This window comes from Cryobacterium sp. CAN_C2 (assembly GCF_015751745.1).
Taxonomy (GTDB): domain Bacteria; phylum Actinomycetota; class Actinomycetes; order Actinomycetales; family Microbacteriaceae; genus Cryobacterium.
On sequence record NZ_JADOUX010000023.1, the window covers coordinates 1 to 16,010 of the forward strand.

Below are 16,010 nucleotides of genomic sequence, written 5' to 3' on the forward strand. Positions count from 1 at the left end.
CAAATCAGACAACCGACGGTCAGAGACCGGCTTCACCCACCCTGTACGCGCCATACCGACAACGTAACACGGCAACGCTTAACTGAACGGTATTGAGGCTAAGTGCCACGTCGTGTCCGCGACTCACCCTCTTTGAGTTCTCCATCTACTGCAAATTGTTGGCTGTCATCGACATTGTGGGGCTCGTCTGAGTTCTCCAAAGACGGGCACGTCGAAGTTCTCCTTATTTTGCCCCTCACCGTTATGTTTCGTTGGGGCAGGTGCCTGGCCTTCTTTCACCGCAAAGTGTGATGGCCCCATCGGGTCCATCACCGCAGGAGCGTCCATTCCATTGGCACCTGGAGGTCGACCATGTCAAAGGCTGGCCCGATCGAGCCCATGTTCAACGCCCACATGACCGAAGAGGAAGTCGCCGCCACGGCCTTCCTCGCCGGCTACAGGGGCGCCACCCGCGCGCTGTACATCAGCGATCTGCGCATCTTCTTCGAGTGGTGCTCGGTGAGCGGGGTCAGGCCGCTCAGGGCTGAGCGCGTGCACATCGAATTCTTCGCCCGTTACCTTGAGGAAGTGCGCGGTAATGGCGCCTCGGCCACCTACCGAAGGCTGTCTGTGCTCAAGAGCTTTTACCGCATCGCGGCGGCGGACGAACGCATCGAGCGCGGAAGATGTCAACCTTTATGAGTCAGTTTCTTTAGCCGGTCATTGAGTTCGTTCCTTCCTTTTCGGGTTCGTTGATCCACGTCTTCGTCGGGAATGTTGGCGGCTGCGGGAGCTTCCGAACGAAGCGTTCGGGGTGCGTGGCATAGGCGGTCGTCAGAACGCGGGCACGAGCGTGCTGGATGGCGGGTGCGCGGCCGTGGTGAACGTTGAACGGGGTGTGCATTCCAATGCCCGAATGGCGATGTTCACCGTTGTACCAGTCGTAGAATTCGGTGCAGAATGAGCGTGCCTCGGCGAGGCTGTGGAACCGGTCTGGGAACTCGGGCCGGTACTTCAGAATTTTGAAATGCGACTCGGAAAATGGATTGTCATTACTCGTATGCGGGCGGGAGTGCGACGTGGTCACGCCCAGGTCGGCAAGCAGAAACGCGACGGGTTTCGACGCCATCGAGGACCCGTTATCGGAGTGGATCGTCAGCTGATCACGGCGAATGTTCTGCTTCTCGATCGTGTCGAGCAGGAGCCGCTCAGCCAGCTCGGCGGACTCCCGGGTCGCGACCATCCACCCGACGACGTACCGCGAGTAAATGTCGATAATCGTATACAAGTGGAAGTACGACCATGTGGCCGGACCCTTGAGCTTCGAGATGTCCCACGACCAGGTCATGTTGGGTCCCGTCGCGATGAGTGCGGGCTTGATGCGTGCCGGGTGCTCGGCCTGAGCACGACGCTCCCCGGTCTCGCCGTGGGCGCGGAGCAGACGATACATCGTCGCCACTGAGCACAGGTAAGTGCCCTCGTCAAGGAGGATCGCCTGGATCTCCGCCGGCGCCTTATCCACGAACCGCTTGCACCGCAGCACCTCCAGAACAGCGGCGCACTCCAACTCGGTCAGCGCGCGCGGCTGCTTCGCCGGCTCCGGCCGGGGCCGCGGCGAAGACGGCGGCCGTGGCGACCGCGGGTGGTGCCGGTAGTGCGTCGCCCGCGACCGGCCCACGGCCCGGCATGCGTCCCGCGTGCCTACGAGCGGGACGAGGGCGGCGATGGTGGCGTCGATTATTTCTCGGTGTTCGTCGCGCTGCTGTTGGTCGAGAGTTGATCCAACAGAGCCGAGAGTTTTCCGTGGATAGCGATCACCTGCCTCGCAGTATCCAACTCGCCCGACAGGCGCAGATTCTCCTTCCGCAGGCGGGCGGCGTCCTTTTCTGCCGCGCTGGCTGGTGGTGCTCCCGCCGGCCGCGCCAAGGCCTCCAGCACTCCTTTATCGCGCTGGTCACGCCACTTACCAACGAGCGAGGTGTACAGCTTTTCTCGGCGGAGCAAAGCGCCGCGGCCCTGCCGGTTCAGGCTGTCGTACTCGGTCAGAATGTCGCGTTTGTACTTGGCGGTGTAGGTCCGCCGCCGTGCACGCTCGGGGACCTGGGGATTGGGGACATCTTCCATCCCTACAGCCTGCCCGATCGAGCTGAGCCCTGTCACTACGGTGTTCGTCAAGGGAACTCCTTCCCCGCCTTCTACGACACTATTCGGGACGATCCCGGTGCCTTATCCAAGGTTGACAGAGAGGGGGCGTTCACCCATGACGTTTGTGCGCATGCCGAAAGTAGTCTGGGACGAAAATGCAGCAATGGGCCTTGACCGCTCGCAGCTGCGTCAGCTTTTCCAGAGGGCTCGGGCGAAGTCGACGACCGACGCCGCGCTCGTTATACGTATGGGCATGCTGGGCCTTCGCGTGAGCGAGGCCTGCAACGTGCAGATCGATGACTTCGCTGGAACTCGGAGCGGGCACCGAGTGTTGCGCGTCATGGGCAAAGGCCGGAAGCCAGCCATGATCCCCTTGCCGGCGCCCGTGCTGCGCGCCCACGAGGAGTGCGCCGGAGACCGCACAGTCGGCCAGCTTCTCGCCACAAACATAGGAACGGCGATGGATCGTCGATCGGCGTATCGCCGGATCAAATCCGTCGGCAAGCAGGCCGGCCTGCCGGCGGGGCTGCATCCGCTCACCCTTCGCCATAGTTCGATCATGGCGGCGCTTGACAGCGGGGCCACGCAGCGCGACGCACAGATTTTCGCTCGGCATGCAGACCCCCGAATGACCGTGCGCTACGACCGCAATCGCGGCAACCTCGACCGGCACGCCGCGCACGGGCTCGCGGCCTACCTTAACGACGATGCGCAGACACCCGGAAGAGGCTCGGCCGACGTCGACGAGGAAAGACTGGCGATTTGTGGTCTCGACAAGCTCGACCAACGGGAACGGACTCAACCAACGGAAACATGCTCGACCAACGGGAACCAGTTCGACCGGGCGGTAGTTAGTAGGCGCCGTCTCTTTTTAGGACGGCTCGGGCGGTGCGCCAGAGGATTACCAGGTCGCCGGTTAGAGACCAGTTCTCGACGTAGTAGAGGTCGAGGCGCACAGTCTCGGCCCACGAGAGGTTGGAGCGGCCACTGACCTGCCAGAGACCGGTGATTCCGGGCTTGACCAGAAAACGGCGGTGCATGTGGTTCTCATAGTCACCGACCTCACTCTCCAATGGCGGACGTGGGCCAACCAACGACATCGTGCCGGCGAGCACGTTGAACAGTTGCGGAAGCTCGTCAATGCTGTAACGCCGAATGAACCGGCCGACCGGCGTGACCCGCGGGTCGTTGCGCATCTTGAACATCACCTTATTGGCCTCGGTGCGCGCCTGATCCTGCAGACCATCTAACAGGGCCTCGGCATCCGTCACCATCGAACGAAACTTGAACATGCGAAAACGGGAGCCATTGATGCCCACCCGGTCTTGCCTGAAAAACACGGCGCCAGGGCTGCTCAAGCGCACGATGAGCGCGATCACGAGCAGGAACGGCGACAACACCAGCAGCAGACCGGCCGAGCCGACAATGTCGAACGCGCGCTTGGCGAACAGGGTGCGGCCCTCGTAGCGCGGGGTTTCAACGTGGATCAGCGGCAGGCCGGCGACCGGACGAGTATGAATACGCGGACCGCCGATGTCGATCAGCTGCGGCACGACGACCAGGTGATGGCGGTCGGGCTCCAGACTCCAGCTGAGTTCGCGCATGCTGGTGGGGGTGAGGTCGCTGCTGCTCGTGACGACGACGGTGTCGGCATCTGTTGTTTCGAGGGCCGTGTGCACGTTGTCGAGCTCGCCGAGCACCGGCACGTCGGTGTCGGGCAGTTCGGTGGCAACCGGGCCGGTCGTCACGATGGCCCCGACGACGAGGTAGCCGGCACTGGGCAGGCGGCGCAGCTCGCGGGCGATTCGGGTCGAGGAGGCCAGCGTGCCCACCAGAATCACCCGGGCGGTGAAGAGGCCGTGCATGCGCTTGGCCACGAGCCACTGGCGCCAGACCCAGCGCGAGAAGAGAAGTACCAAGACGCCGAGGGGGAACGCGAGCAGAATGTAGCCGCGGGCAATGTCGATCTTGAACAGAAACGCGACAATCGCGATGATGCCAAACAAGCGAATGGATGCGTTGATGATTTGCTTGTACTCGTCGGGGCCGGTGCCAAGCACGCGGTGCTCACGGGTGCCGAAGACACTGAGAAGGGCCATCCATGTTGCGATGAGGAAGATCGAGAACGAGGTGTAGGTGAAGGCGAGGTGGTTGAGGTCGCCGCGAAAGGCCACATCGGCGGTGTCGAAGCCGAACCAGGCCAGTTGCACACCGAAGACGACCCAGATGAGCACGAGAAGGTCGGTGAGGGCGAGTCTCGCGGAGTAGGTGTCGTGCCAATCGCGAGTTCGTGGGTGGCGCGTGGGCACCTTCGTTGCGTTCGACATTGCGCGCTCCCCCGGATGGCGAAAGGTGCCACCTTATTTCCAGTCTACTCAAAGTGAGGAGTCCCCATTGAGGGGATACCCCGTTGGGGGTGGTCGGGGCGAACTCGACCAACGGGGCGGGCTCGACCGACGGGGTGTCGTTTGGACCTGGCCACTGAATGACGGAAGAACAATCTGTAGATCCACGACCCGAGACACCAATGGGTGGTGGTGAGCATCAAGCCTCCTAGAGCGACCGCTCCCCCGAGGATGATTCCCACCGTTGAGAACCCGTAATAGAAGGACAAGGCCGAGCCCGCCAGCAGCACGGTGGACAGCAGGTATGAAAACCGCCGGGGCGTGGGAGAGGGCGGAAGCGCGGGCCCGTGAAATAGGTGTCGAACGCCCAAATTGTAAGCCAGGTCAAGAATCATTCCGCGGGGAAAGAGCGCTCCGCTGAGGGGAACGATTGCCCCAATTCCCAGAAAAGCGGGCGACTGCAAAGTCAACCCCACAATGATGAGCACGGTACCTACGCCCGGCGCGAATCGCAGTGGCCCCGCGTAGCAAGACTTGGCGTTCTCATCGAGATTTCCAAATCCTTGCTTATTTAGATTGTTCTTGGTGAATTCAGTGACCATTTTTGGTTCCCTGTTGTGGGTGGAAAATGTGGTGTATCCACCGTGTGCGTCGGGGCTGCGTGTGGAGAGTTGCCTGACGCAGGAGAGTCTGTTCATCGGCTGCGCAGTTCAAGTCTCTTCCCTGGTGCGTAGCGCGCACATAGGACTTACGGCCCTATTTCGCGATCGCGAGGCGCGCTAGCCTTTTGTAAGTAGATGGAGGTTTGACATGTACGGATGGGGTGGCGACAGCTGGGGAATGGCCGGCTGGATCGTAATGGCAATTCTGATGATTTTGTTCTGGGGCGGGGTGATCATCGTCATCGTGGTTCTTCTTCGGCGCCCGCACTCCGATCAGGGACTGACCGGTGTACGCCCGTCGCACCATGAGGCGGAGCGCATTCTGAACGAGCGTTTCGCCCGCGGAGAGATCGATGAAACCGAATACCTCGCCCGCCGCACCGTGCTTCGGCCACCGGACTGACATCTGTCAGAAAGTGATCGTTTCGGGTGGGGAGGATCGGTCCCGCTTTCTGCTGCTGTGATTGCCCACGTGAGCGGATGCGGCAGAACTCTCGTCACCCGGCGAGCGATGTACCGAACGCGGCGAGCACGGGACCGGCGGCGATCCCGATGATGAGCACCGCGATGGCACCGACGACAGCGGCGGCGACAGCACCGACGACAGCGGCCCGAGAAGCAGATGGGTGCGCAGGTGCAGGTGCAGGTGCAGGTGCGCGAGCATCCGCCTTACCTCGTGCGAACATCGGCGCGAGCCAGCGCAGGTAGTAGAACAGGCTCGCGACGGTGTTGATTGCCGCGACGACGACGAGCCAGGCGAGGCCGCCGTCCCACGCTGCGGTGAAGGTGGTGAGCTTGCCGACGAACACCGCGGTCGGCGGCGTGCCGACGAGTCCGAGCAGGCTCACGACGAGAGCTCCAGCGAGCCACGGGTGCGCTGCCGCGGCACCGCGGTAGTCCTCGATCGAGCGGCGTGTGGGCAGGGCTGCGACAACGGCGAAGGCGGTGATGTTCGACGCCGTGTAGCCCGCGAGGTAGAGCAGCAGTGACGGCAGAGCGAGATCGGCATTGCCCGCAACCGCGACGGGCAGCAGCAGATAGCCCACCTGGCTCACCGTCGACCACCCCAGAAGCCGCCGAACGTCGGTCTGCCAGAAGGCCGCGAGATTGCCGAGGGTCATGCTCGCCGTGGCGAGAATGGCAACGAGCAGGGGCCAGTCGACAGCGCCTTGATCAGACCCGCCGGGAAGCAGCTCGAAGAAGCGATACGCGGCCACGAGCGCCCCCACCTTGGGAATCGACGTGAGGAACGCCGCGACCGCGGTTGTGGATGCCTGCGTCGCGTCGGGCACCCAGAAGTGGCCGGGCACCCCGCCCGCCTTGAACATGAGCCCGGCTGCGACCCCGAGGATTCCGGCGAGGACCGCCGCGGGCGGCGCGCCGCCGAGCGTTGACCGGAGTTCGAAATAGGAGGTGCTCCCGCCGATCCCGTACAGAATAGTGACGCCGAGCAGCAACGCGATGCCCATGAGCGCGCCGATCAGGTAGGTCTTGAGGGCGGCCTCGGCCGCACCGGGCGACCTGCTCATTCCGACCAGGGCATAGAGCGGGATGCTCGCGAGCAGATAGCCCGCGGCGAGCACCAGGAGATCGTTGGCTCCCGCCATCGCGATCGCACCGAGCGCGGCAAGCATCATGAGCGAATACGTCTCGCTCTCCCGGCGGCTCCCGCCGAGTTCCGGGGCGCCCAGCACGAGTACCAGGATCGTGGCGAGCGGAATGATGATGCGCGCGGCCCCGGTCGCGACATCCACCGCGAAGCCGCCCTCGAAGATCGTCATCGCGGGGGAGGTCATACCGACCGCTGCCGCCCCGGCCGCCAGCAGCAGGGCGGCGATTGCGAGGTATCGCGTCACCACCTGCCGATCGCGGGGAAGGAACGAGCCCGCAAGCAGCACGACCACGGCGCCCACGAGAACGAATATCTCCGGCAGCAGCGCAAGGGTATCTCGTTGCATATTCACGAAGGCGCTACCTGCTGACGAGGTCGACGACGACGGATGCCGCGGGTTCGATGACATCCAGCAGAAAACGCGGCACGATCCCGATGATCACGGCCAGGAGCAGGAGCGGCGCGATCGCCAGGATCTCCCTCCGGTCGAGGTCGCGGAATCCACGGGACAGTCCCCGCGTCTCGCCCGTGAGCATCCGCTGCAGGGCACGCAGAAACAGCGCGGCCGTGATCAGGATGCCCGGGAGGGCGAGAGCGGTCCACGGAACGGGTCCGATGCTGCCCGCGAAGATCTGAAACTCGGCGACGAAACCACTGAAACCGGGGAGCCCGAGGGAGGCGAACGCCGCGACCGCGAAGAAGGCGGCGTAGCGAGGCGCCGGGGCCGCGAGTCCGCCGTAGGAGCCGATGTCGTAGCTGCCCCTGCGGTCATAGAGCACCCCCGCGAGGAGAAAGAGGGCGCCCGTGATCAGCCCGTGGCTCACCATCTGCACGACGGCGCCGGTGATCGCGACCTCCCTCGCCTGCGCTGCGCTGTCGCTGACGACGCCCGCGGCGCCGACCGCGAGAATCACGTAGCCCATGTGATTGACCGAGGTGTAGGCGATCATCCGTTTGACGTCGGTCTGGGCGAGTGCGACGAGTGCCCCGTAGAGCACCGAGATGATGCCGATCACGACGATGAGCCACGCCCAGTCTCGCCAGGCGTTCGGCAGCATGGGCATGGCGATGCGCACGAAACCGTAGGTGCCCATCTTGAGCATGATGCTCGCCAGCACGACCGAACCGATCGCCGGAGCATCCGTGTGGGCGGGCGGCAGCCAGGTATGGAACGGAAAAGTCGGCGTCTTGATTGCGAGCCCGATGAAGACGGTGGCGAGCACGAGACCGCCGATGACCGGCTCGTCTCCGAAGGGCGGGGATGCCGCGAGCAGGGCCATGTCGAAGGTCTTCGCCGCCGAACCCAGGTAGAGGCCGATGAACCCGACGAGCAGCACGAGCGAGCCGAGAAAGGTGTACAGAAAGAACTTCAGCGCCGACCGGGCTGCGTTACCGTGCCCCCAACCGGCGATCACGAAGTACATGCCGACGATCGAGAGGTCGAAGAACACGAAGAAGAGAATGAGGTCCTGCGCCGCGAAGACGCCGAGGCATGCGGTCTGGAGAAAGAGAAAGAGGGCAGCCTGCGCGCGGGGCCGGTCGGTGTGGCGGAGCGCGAAGACGGCGCAGACGACGAAGATGAGCGCGGTGAGCGCGACGAGCGGCAGTGACAGGCCGTCGACGCCGAGGTGATAGCTGCTGCCAACGTTCGGGATCCACGGCAGCTGCTCCTCAAAGGCCAGCTTTCCCGCACCCGGATCGCGGTAGGCCAGCCACAGGCCGACCACCAGCGCAAGGTCGAGGAGCGTGACGACAAGCCAGATCCAGCGGGCTGCGGCATCCGTGATGCGGGGCACGGCGGCGAGCACGATCGCGGCGAGCACGGGGAGGAAGACGACAAGGCTGAGCATGGGTTACCTCACGAGAAAGATCAGGACGAAGACGGCCGCGAGGGCGATCGCGATCTGGGCGTAGTACTGGTAGATCTGGCCGGTCTGTGGGCGCCTCGCCAGCGTGCCGAGGCGTCGCAGCTGGCGCGCGAGCCCCTCGACGGCGCCATCGACGCCCTGGTCGTCGGCGCGCGCCGCGCGCGAGCCCGCGACAGTGCCGGCTCGCGCTGTTGCCTCAACAGCGGCGTCGAGCCGGGCGTCATCGAAGCGCCCGAGCCGACGTGCGCCGGTGACCCCGGCGCGCGCCACCCGATGCAGGCCACGGTCGAGGATGGCATCGTCGAATCTCGCGAGCGACTCACTGAGCGCGAGCGTCGGGCGAACGACGACGAGGTGCACGGCCTTCTCGAGACCCAGCCAGTTCGCCGCCCAGGCGGGCTGCGGCAGACCTCGTTTGAGCCCGAACGTCACGAGGGCGAGCATCGCGAGCGCGAGCACCGCCGAACCGGCGAGCTCGAGCGTGCCCGGCGCCTTGGTGCCGGTCTCGCCCAGTATCGCCTTCAGCGGTTCGCTCACCGGCGGCAGCGCCAGGATTCCGAGCAGTGCCGCGCCGGCCGCGAGCACGATGAGCGGGACTTGTTCCCACCGGCCGATGCGCCGCGTGCCAGGCTGCTCGGCGTCGTAACCCGCTTCGGTCGTAGCATCCGCTCTCCCCCACACGATGACGAGCACCTTGCCGGAGTAGATCGCGGAGAGCGCCGCCGCGGCGAGGCCGACGATGTAGAGCACGGGGCTCGTTTCACGGGCGACGGCGAGCAGCTCGTCTTTGAGCGCCCAGAGCGACAGCGGCGCGATACCGGCGAGCGAGAGTGCCCCCACCGTGAACAGCACGCCGAGAAGCGGCCAGCGGCGCGCGGCACCACGAAGGGCGAACAGTTGCTTGGTGCCGAGCGCGGCGAGCCACGCGCCGGCGACGAGAAAGAGCAGGGCCTTGGTGGAGGCGTGCGCGACGAGATAGCCCGCGCCGCCCGCGATCGATCCGACCCCCGCGGCGAGCACGACGAAGCCCATTTGCGCGGCGGTCGACGCCGCGAGCAGCTGCTTGAGGTCTCGTTGCGCCACCGCAACGGCGCCGAGCAGGAGTGCGGTGAGCGCTCCGATCCACGCCACGGCATTGCCCGCCCAGCCCGTCGCCGCTAGCAGCGGCGCCACGCGGAGGAGTAGGTATCCGCCCATCGCAACCATCGCGGCCGAGTGCAGCAGCGCACTGACCGTGCTCGGCCCCTGCATCGCGCGTGACAGCCAGGAGCTGAAGGGTAGTTGCGCGGCCTTGCCGAGGGCGGCGGCGATGATGCCGGCGGCGATGACGTCTCGCCAGGGCGAGGGCGCGGCGGACAGATTGGTAAGCGAAAGACCCGCGCCGCCCATCAGGGCGGCGCCCGCGGCGAGGTAGAGGCCGAGATCGCCCGCCCTCGTCATCGTGAAGGCGACGAGTCCCGCCTGCACGCGCCGGTCATCCCGCCACTGGAAGCCGATCAGTGCCCAGGACATGGCCCCCATGATCTCCCACGCGAACAGCAGCGCCGGGAGCGTCGTCGCGGTCACGGTCACCGCGACGGCGGCGGCGAAGATCAGCATGAGGCCGTGAAAGCGTTCCGGCGACTTCGTTCCCTCGGCGACCGCAAAGACCAATACGAGCAGGGTCACGATCGCGACGGCGGGAAGCACCAAAGCGGAGAGCCCGTCGACAGCGAGCTCAACCGGCGCGCCGGCGATGAAGGGGATCTCGAGCGCGGGGCGAGTGACGGCAACGACCACGGCGAGCGCGGCCGTCACTGTTGCGGTCATAAGCGAGACCGGGATCGCCGCGGCGCGTGCGCGCGCTCCGGCGAGGCAGAGTACGATTCCCGATACCGCGGGCAGCAGCACGATGAGAGCGAGAGCGAGCCCGCTCATCCGGAGAGGTCCGTCGCCGAGTCGGTCATGTCTGATCCCCGAGAACGGTGTAGGAGGGTGGCGACGGCGAACCCCATCGCCATCTCCACCGTCATCGCGGCGATCACGATGAGCAGCAGCACCTGGCCGTCCGGGGCGGGCGCGAGGAACCACCAGAAGGCGCCGGCCGCGAGGATGACTCCGTTCAGCATGAGTTCCAGCCCCATCATGACCATCACGATCACCTTTTGGGACAGCGCACCGTACAGGCCGACACAGAACAGTGCGGCGGCGACCAGAAGAACGGCTTGGAGTGTCATTGGCCGAGCCCTCCCCGCAGCGGATCGTTCGGCGGTCGGTGCTTGAGGTCGTCGCCCCAGCGGTCATAACGCCCGCGCGGGTTGACGATCACGAGCCCGGCGATGATCGTGGCGAACAGCACGGGGCTGATGGTGAGCATCGCGAGCATCTTGGGCCCCATGATGGCCTCGCCGAGCGAGGCGACGAGGTCGACTGCGGGTACGCCGACGCGTGCGGGCCATGGGATGAGCAGGGCTCCCGCCGCAAGCAGCACGAAGGTTCCCATCGCCAGAACCGCCGACCAGCGTTTGTTGTGCGTCATGTCCATCGGCATGAGGGCCGGATTCATGCCCATAAACATCACCATGTAGACGGCCATGATCGCCATCTCCATGACCATCATGAGAATCGTGATGATGCCGATGTACTCGAGGCCCACCATCACGAGCATGATTCCGACGGCGATGAATGAGACCGCGAGCGCGTAGGTCGCCCGCGCCATCGAGTCGACCACGAAGACGGCGACACCGGATGCCACGGACACGACGGCGAGCGCCCAGAACAGGATGTCGATCATTTTTCTCAGCTCCCCACGACGATGATCGCGACGACGAGCACCTGCAGGAGCGCCGCCGGCAACACGATGATCCAGGCCACCTCGGCGAACCGGTCGGGGCGGATCGTCGGCACTCGGTGACGGATCGCGACGAAGGCCGCGAGCACGAGGGCGGTCTTGACGATCGACCAGAGCCAGTCGGGCAGCAGCGCACCCCCTCCGCCGCCGAGAAAGAGCGGCACGGCGAACGCGGCACCCGCGGTGAGCACCGCGTAGCGGCCGGTGAGGATGAGCAGCCGGTCGACGCCGGAGACGTCGGTGAGAAAACCGCCGGCAATGTCCCGCCCGACGGCCGTCGCGAACGGACCCCAACTCGAGAAGGCGATGACGCTGCCGCAGAAGATGACGAAGGCGACCGGCATCCAGATCACGAACCACAGGTCGTGCTGGGCCGCGACCACGTCGCCGACCCGGAGGCTGCGCGCGGCGACCGCCGGCGTGATCAGCGCGAACATCAGCGGCAGCTCATACGAGACGGCGAGCGAGAGAAAACGGTAGCCCCCCACGAGCGAGTGCGCGCTGTTCGCCCCCCAGCCGATGAGCCAGAACAGCGCCCAGATCATGACGTCCATCGTGTTGAACCAGACGACGCCCACGTCGAGGTCGGCGAGGGTCCACGGCCCGAGCGGGATGACCAGGATCTTCAGAATGGCGACGACCACGAGGCCGCCGGCACCGATCCGCCACAGCAGTACATCGGCTGCGACGGTGACCTGTCGACGTTGTCTCAGCAGCCGGGCCACCTGGGCGAGCGGGGCACTCGCTCCGGAGCGGCCCGGGCGACCGACCGACCGGGCCACGAGAGCACCGTTCAGCCCCGCTCCCGCGAGCGCGAACAGCAGCAGGGCAAGCGGCGCCAGAACCGCCCAGGCCGGGCTGACCTGCACGATGGGCTCACTCATGAGTCTGCTCGTGCCTTTGGGCGAGTGCGGCGGTGTCGAGACCGAGGCCGGCAATGAGCAAGCGAGCCGTTCCAAGATCCGTTCCGCGGAGCAGCTCGGGCAGGGCGGCGAGCGCGAGCTGCGCCTGGCGTGCCCGGTCGGAGTCGCTCGCTGCGGGCGGCTGCGTACCAGACGACGTTCCGGCCAGAACCGCAGCCTCGCGCAGCCAGCCGATCAGGCGATGACGGATGTCGACGGTCGCCTGATCAGGCGGAGTCGCGTTACCCGTGTTCGCGCGTGCGCCTGCGGCCAGGCCGATCTCTTTGAGCGGGATTTCGTCGAGCGAGATCCCCTTGAGTGAGATTTCGTTTAGCGAGATCCCCTTGAGCGAGATTCCCTTGAGTGACCACCGCAGCAGCACGGAACGCTCGACTCGTCGGCGCAGCCGATCGAGTGCCGCGGCGTGATCGGCGATGTCCGCACCGCGAAGAGCGTCATCGCGCAACCGGCGTGCGTTCTGCGCGGCGGTCTGCCAGCCAGCGAGCGCGAGCAGGTTCGAGGCGTCATCGCAGAGTCGGATGATGCGCCGGCCCGCGACATCCGTTACCGCTGTCGTCGGCTCGTCCTTCGGCGCCGACGCCGCCTCGAGCACTCGGGCCTTCGCGCTCACGATAACGTCGCCCTGCAGCACGCAATCCACCACGAGGCCGGCCGGCCAGTGAGGCAGTACCGGGCCGAGCGGAACGTTGAGGACGTCCATCTCCAGTCCGTCGCGGTCGTCGCCTCCGCCGGCGAGTGGGATGCCGCCGGGCATCGGCATGTCCATGCCGCCGTGGTCCATACCGCCGTGGTCCATACCGTCGTGCTCGCCGGCATCCGGCCTTTGATCCTCGGCCGCAGCGGGCCGAGACCTCGCCCGGGCGTCCTTTCGCTGCCGGGAATCATCAACGAGATGCGCCACGGCGGCATCGAGAAGAGCCGACAGCGCGACCGAGGTGGTCACGCTCACCCGGGTTCGCGGTCCGGGCAGCTGATTCCACAGGAGATCGAATGCCGCTCGGAGTTCTTCGCCCGGCATCCCGCACACGGCGAGCAGATCGGCGTCGGCTGGCGAGAGCGCGACTCTCCAGCCACGCCGGTCGAGCTCGGCCTCGAGCAGCATCCTTGATTCGTCCCAGCCCGGCACATCCACGATGAGAACATGCACGCTCGTGGAGGCCCACCGGGCGAGCACTGAGGTCACACCCATCTCATCGATCCTTCTCGCCAGGCCCAGACGACGCCCACCATGAGCAGCCCGAGAAAGACGAACATCTCGATGATCGCGGTGGGACCCTCGCTCGCCACGACGACGGCCCAGGGGTACATGAATAACATCTCGACGTCGAAGGCGAGGAAGATGATGGTGAGCGGATACCACCGAGCGTGGAAGCGGGACAGTGCGTGCTCCTTCGGCATCCACCCAGACAGATAGGGCGTGGTCGTAAGCGGCTCCGGGGACACCGACGTTGCCCGCGCGACGAGGTAGAGCAGGCCGATTCCGACCAGTGCCATTCCGAGGATCACTGCGACGCTGACGTATGCCGCCATTCGTCCTCCTCGTTACCGCTCCTTGTTACCGCTCCTTGTTACCGCTCCTCGTTACCGTACAGGGCAAGTTATGAGGTGTCTTGGTACCGCCGGGGGTATTTTCATCACCCCAACCGCCGGCTCGTTCTCGCCCGAAGGGGTCGATATGAAGGTTTTGACACCGCATCAAGCGAGAACACGGTGGTAATAGAGCTCGTGGCCCAGCACGGATGCATCAACCACAGGGATGACTACGAGTAGTGTACCGATACCCTCACTCAGGCCTCGGCTATGACCACGGCCCCGCAGGCCCGCGATCAGCTACGACGACGTTTCGGAAGCACTCGCGGTCGGATGGGTCGACGGCAACCCCATCAGCGCCACCCGAATCGAAGAGACATCGCGCCGTGCCGCTGTGAACGAAGGTGCCGCTCAATGGCGCGGTCCGAGGGCCGCCGATGGTCTCGCCCCATCGGCGAACCCCACGGGGCTCCGCACTTGGTCAACGTCGGGCGGGCAGTTTGGAGTAGCCAGGGAAGTTGCCGAAGAGCCGCTCCTCGGATCCCTTCGGGCCTCGAGTGACCGCGTCCACGAGAAGATCTCCTCCGACGAAAGCTCCCTTCCAGGACGCACCGAGACCCCCGAAGACCTCGTCACGGTCGCCCCGGCTACGCGGCTTATTGATGCCGATTTTGAAGGCCCGAAGTTCTTCGGAGAAGCGGGCGGCGAGGTCGAGATCGTCGGTCGCGATCGAGGCGACGAGGTTACCGTTGCTCACGTTCATTGCGGCCAGCAGCTCAGCCTCAGTGTCGACCAACACGATCGAGTCGAGCGGCCCAAACGGTTCGGCGTGGTGCAGCGACCAGGACGTCGACGGGTCAAGCACGGTCGCAGGGGCGATGTACGCGCTCCGGTCCTGGTCATCAAGGAACGTTCCCGAATCCCGGTCCCCGCGAAACAGGGGCGCGGCGCCCTTCTCCAGAGCCTCCTCGAACTGTTCGGACAGGGCCACGGCTTTCGTCGCGTGGATGACAGGACCGAAGTCGAGTTCCGGCAGCGGGTCGTCGTCGGAGGCGACGGCGAGAGGGTGACCGAAGCGCAGGCCGCGCACGACCGGCAGGTAGATGTCGAGGAACTTCGGGAGGAGACGGCGCTGGACGACATAGCGAGGGTAGGCGGTGCAGCGTTGCTTGGCGTATTCGAAGCCCTTGTGCAGCTGCGCTGCGAGCTGGTCCCACTGGGAAAAGTCCCAGATTCCCCACGCGTTCAGGCCTTCCTGCTCGAGGATGTGTCGGCGGCCGGTGTCGGCGAGACTGACGGCGGCTTTTCGTCCGTTTGAGCGCCCTCCGACGAAGGCGAGCGCCCCGATCTCGGGGGACTGGATCAAGATGTCGCCGAGATGAGACCCCACTCCGGAAATGAGGGTAACGGGAACCCCTGCGCGCCGAATGAGCGCGTGGGCGAGCGTCAGGGCATGGAAGCCGCCCTGCGAGGGTGTTTTCGCGATCACGGCATTGCCGGCGAGCGCTTGAACGAGCTCGGCGTGCACCTGCACGCTCATCGGATAATTCCAGGAGGCGATGTTCGACACCGGGCCGGACAGCGCGGTGCGCGCTGCCGGGGTACCAGCATGGAGCTGGCGCGTGATGTTCTCGAGGTACCAGTGCACTCCATCCACGCACCGGTCGACGTCGGCGAGAGCGATCCGCCAGGGTTTCCCGATCTCCCAGACCAGCATGAGGGCGAGCAGTTCTCGTTGGGTTTCGATGAGGTCCACGGCGGCGTTAACCCGTTCGATCCGTTCCCGCAGCGGCACCACCGCCCATCGAGCATGCTCTTCGGCCGCGAGGCGCACAGCGTCCAGAGCAGCGGGATGGTCGACGCGCGGCGGCCCGAAGATGACGGTGCCGTCGATCGGGGATTGATGTTGTCCCCGCTCCCCGAGGTCGACCCACTCTCCGCCGATGAGGTTGCGGAGTCCGTCGGGTCGGAATGCCTCGGGTGCGATGGACCGGCTGCGAGCAGAGACCTCGCCCCAGGTGGTCCCTGGCTTGATTCGAAGTGACATCGTTGTCCAATGCGGTGAGGGACCGGCGCGCGTGCCGTTCCGGAGAAAATGAGGGGTGCGAGAATGTTA

General features: G+C 65.5%; 14 protein-coding genes and 1 pseudogene. 3 read left to right on the top strand and 12 right to left on the bottom strand.

Going from position 1 to position 16,010, the window contains the following annotated elements; all coding sequences use genetic code 11:
- Positions 1-351: 351 nt before the first annotated feature.
- Positions 352-681 carry a site-specific integrase gene (locus tag IWX77_RS14900; protein ID WP_196845322.1) on the top strand — a complete coding sequence of 110 codons (330 nt, stop codon included), beginning with the start codon at positions 352-354 and terminating at the stop codon, positions 679-681.
- A gap of 10 nt (positions 682-691) precedes the next feature.
- On the opposite strand, the gene IWX77_RS14905 is transcribed toward IWX77_RS14900, so the two are convergent.
- Positions 692-2,103, bottom strand: a protein-coding gene (locus IWX77_RS14905) for an IS3 family transposase (protein WP_327012234.1) whose coding sequence is annotated in 2 segments (ribosomal slippage) — positions 692-1,785 and positions 1,785-2,103 — 1,413 coding nt in all. Because the reading frame shifts where the segments join, the coding sequence is not laid out codon by codon here.
- Between the two features lie 184 nt (positions 2,104-2,287).
- Between IWX77_RS14905 and IWX77_RS17490 the strand changes: the two are divergent.
- A pseudogene (locus IWX77_RS17490) lies at positions 2,288-2,716 on the top strand (tyrosine-type recombinase/integrase); the annotation flags it as partial.
- A 259-nt stretch (positions 2,717-2,975) separates the two neighbouring features.
- Here IWX77_RS17490 and IWX77_RS14920 read toward each other — a convergent pair.
- Both IWX77_RS14920 and IWX77_RS17495 read right to left on the bottom strand, forming a co-directional pair.
- On the bottom strand, positions 2,976-4,451 hold the full coding sequence (locus IWX77_RS14920; RefSeq protein ID WP_196845325.1) for a sugar transferase: 1,476 nt from the start codon (positions 4,449-4,451) through the stop codon (positions 2,976-2,978).
- A 44-nt stretch (positions 4,452-4,495) separates the two neighbouring features.
- Positions 4,496-5,167 (bottom strand): DUF4395 domain-containing protein, encoded by a 672-nt coding sequence (locus tag IWX77_RS17495; protein ID WP_442873495.1) that lies wholly within the window; start codon positions 5,165-5,167, stop codon positions 4,496-4,498.
- A 112-nt stretch (positions 5,168-5,279) separates the two neighbouring features.
- On the opposite strand from IWX77_RS17495, the gene IWX77_RS14930 reads away from it, so the two are divergent.
- The gene (locus IWX77_RS14930) at positions 5,280-5,534 is read left to right on the top strand and encodes an SHOCT domain-containing protein (protein WP_196845328.1); all 255 of its coding nucleotides are present in this window, start codon (positions 5,280-5,282) and stop codon (positions 5,532-5,534) included.
- Positions 5,535-5,628: 94 nt separating this feature from the next.
- On the opposite strand, the gene IWX77_RS14935 is transcribed toward IWX77_RS14930, so the two are convergent.
- From IWX77_RS14935 to IWX77_RS14975, 9 genes are all read right to left on the bottom strand, one after another.
- Positions 5,629-7,089 (bottom strand): NADH-quinone oxidoreductase subunit N, encoded by a 1,461-nt coding sequence (locus IWX77_RS14935; RefSeq protein ID WP_196845373.1) that lies wholly within the window; start codon positions 7,087-7,089, stop codon positions 5,629-5,631.
- A 13-nt stretch (positions 7,090-7,102) separates the two neighbouring features.
- Positions 7,103-8,593 carry a complex I subunit 4 family protein gene (locus IWX77_RS14940; protein ID WP_196845329.1) on the bottom strand — a complete coding sequence of 497 codons (1,491 nt, stop codon included), beginning with the start codon at positions 8,591-8,593 and terminating at the stop codon, positions 7,103-7,105.
- Between the two features lie 3 nt (positions 8,594-8,596).
- The gene (locus IWX77_RS14945; RefSeq protein WP_196845331.1) at positions 8,597-10,528 is read right to left on the bottom strand and encodes an NADH-quinone oxidoreductase subunit 5 family protein; all 1,932 of its coding nucleotides are present in this window, start codon (positions 10,526-10,528) and stop codon (positions 8,597-8,599) included.
- The gene (nuoK, locus tag IWX77_RS14950; protein WP_196845333.1) at positions 10,525-10,827 is read right to left on the bottom strand and encodes an NADH-quinone oxidoreductase subunit NuoK; all 303 of its coding nucleotides are present in this window, start codon (positions 10,825-10,827) and stop codon (positions 10,525-10,527) included. The genes IWX77_RS14945 and nuoK overlap by 4 nt, the downstream gene beginning before the upstream one ends.
- Positions 10,824-11,384, bottom strand: coding sequence for an NADH-quinone oxidoreductase subunit J (locus tag IWX77_RS14955; RefSeq protein WP_196845334.1), 561 nt, complete (start codon positions 11,382-11,384; stop codon positions 10,824-10,826). Before IWX77_RS14955 ends, nuoK begins: the two co-directional genes overlap by 4 nt.
- Before the next feature lie 5 nt (positions 11,385-11,389).
- A complete protein-coding gene (locus IWX77_RS14960) occupies positions 11,390-12,325 on the bottom strand; it encodes a complex I subunit 1 family protein (RefSeq protein WP_196845336.1) in 936 nt (311 codons plus the stop codon).
- Positions 12,318-13,553, bottom strand: a complete 1,236-nt coding sequence (locus IWX77_RS14965; RefSeq protein WP_196845337.1) for a hypothetical protein — start codon at positions 13,551-13,553, stop codon at positions 12,318-12,320. Before IWX77_RS14965 ends, IWX77_RS14960 begins: the two co-directional genes overlap by 8 nt.
- Positions 13,544-13,894, bottom strand: a complete 351-nt coding sequence (locus IWX77_RS14970; protein ID WP_196845339.1) for an NADH-quinone oxidoreductase subunit A — start codon at positions 13,892-13,894, stop codon at positions 13,544-13,546. The genes IWX77_RS14965 and IWX77_RS14970 overlap by 10 nt, the downstream gene beginning before the upstream one ends.
- Positions 13,895-14,375: 481 nt before the next feature.
- The gene (locus IWX77_RS14975) at positions 14,376-15,941 is read right to left on the bottom strand and encodes an aldehyde dehydrogenase family protein (RefSeq protein ID WP_196845341.1); all 1,566 of its coding nucleotides are present in this window, start codon (positions 15,939-15,941) and stop codon (positions 14,376-14,378) included.
- Positions 15,942-16,010 lie beyond the last annotated feature (69 nt).

What these genes read in the sequence shown, in the direction of transcription:
- IWX77_RS14920 (WP_196845325.1), bottom strand. Translation starts at nt 4,451, where the DNA reads ATGTCGAACGCAACGAAGGTGCCCACGCGCCACCCACGAACTCGCGAT.
- IWX77_RS14975 (WP_196845341.1), bottom strand. Translation starts at nt 15,941, where the DNA reads ATGTCACTTCGAATCAAGCCAGGGACCACCTGGGGCGAGGTCTCTGCT.
- IWX77_RS14965 (WP_196845337.1), bottom strand. Translation starts at nt 13,553, where the DNA reads ATGGGTGTGACCTCAGTGCTCGCCCGGTGGGCCTCCACGAGCGTGCAT.
- IWX77_RS14955 (WP_196845334.1), bottom strand. Translation starts at nt 11,384, where the DNA reads ATGATCGACATCCTGTTCTGGGCGCTCGCCGTCGTGTCCGTGGCATCC.
- IWX77_RS14935 (WP_196845373.1), bottom strand. Translation starts at nt 7,089, where the DNA reads ATGCAACGAGATACCCTTGCGCTGCTGCCGGAGATATTCGTTCTCGTG.
- IWX77_RS14960 (WP_196845336.1), bottom strand. Translation starts at nt 12,325, where the DNA reads ATGAGTGAGCCCATCGTGCAGGTCAGCCCGGCCTGGGCGGTTCTGGCG.
- IWX77_RS14900 (WP_196845322.1), top strand. Translation starts at nt 352, where the DNA reads ATGTCAAAGGCTGGCCCGATCGAGCCCATGTTCAACGCCCACATGACC.
- nuoK (WP_196845333.1), bottom strand. Translation starts at nt 10,827, where the DNA reads ATGACACTCCAAGCCGTTCTTCTGGTCGCCGCCGCACTGTTCTGTGTC.
- IWX77_RS14945 (WP_196845331.1), bottom strand. Translation starts at nt 10,528, where the DNA reads ATGAGCGGGCTCGCTCTCGCTCTCATCGTGCTGCTGCCCGCGGTATCG.
- IWX77_RS14930 (WP_196845328.1), top strand. Translation starts at nt 5,280, where the DNA reads ATGTACGGATGGGGTGGCGACAGCTGGGGAATGGCCGGCTGGATCGTA.
- IWX77_RS14970 (WP_196845339.1), bottom strand. Translation starts at nt 13,894, where the DNA reads ATGGCGGCATACGTCAGCGTCGCAGTGATCCTCGGAATGGCACTGGTC.
- IWX77_RS14940 (WP_196845329.1), bottom strand. Translation starts at nt 8,593, where the DNA reads ATGCTCAGCCTTGTCGTCTTCCTCCCCGTGCTCGCCGCGATCGTGCTC.
- IWX77_RS17495 (WP_442873495.1), bottom strand. Translation starts at nt 5,167, where the DNA reads ATGAACAGACTCTCCTGCGTCAGGCAACTCTCCACACGCAGCCCCGAC.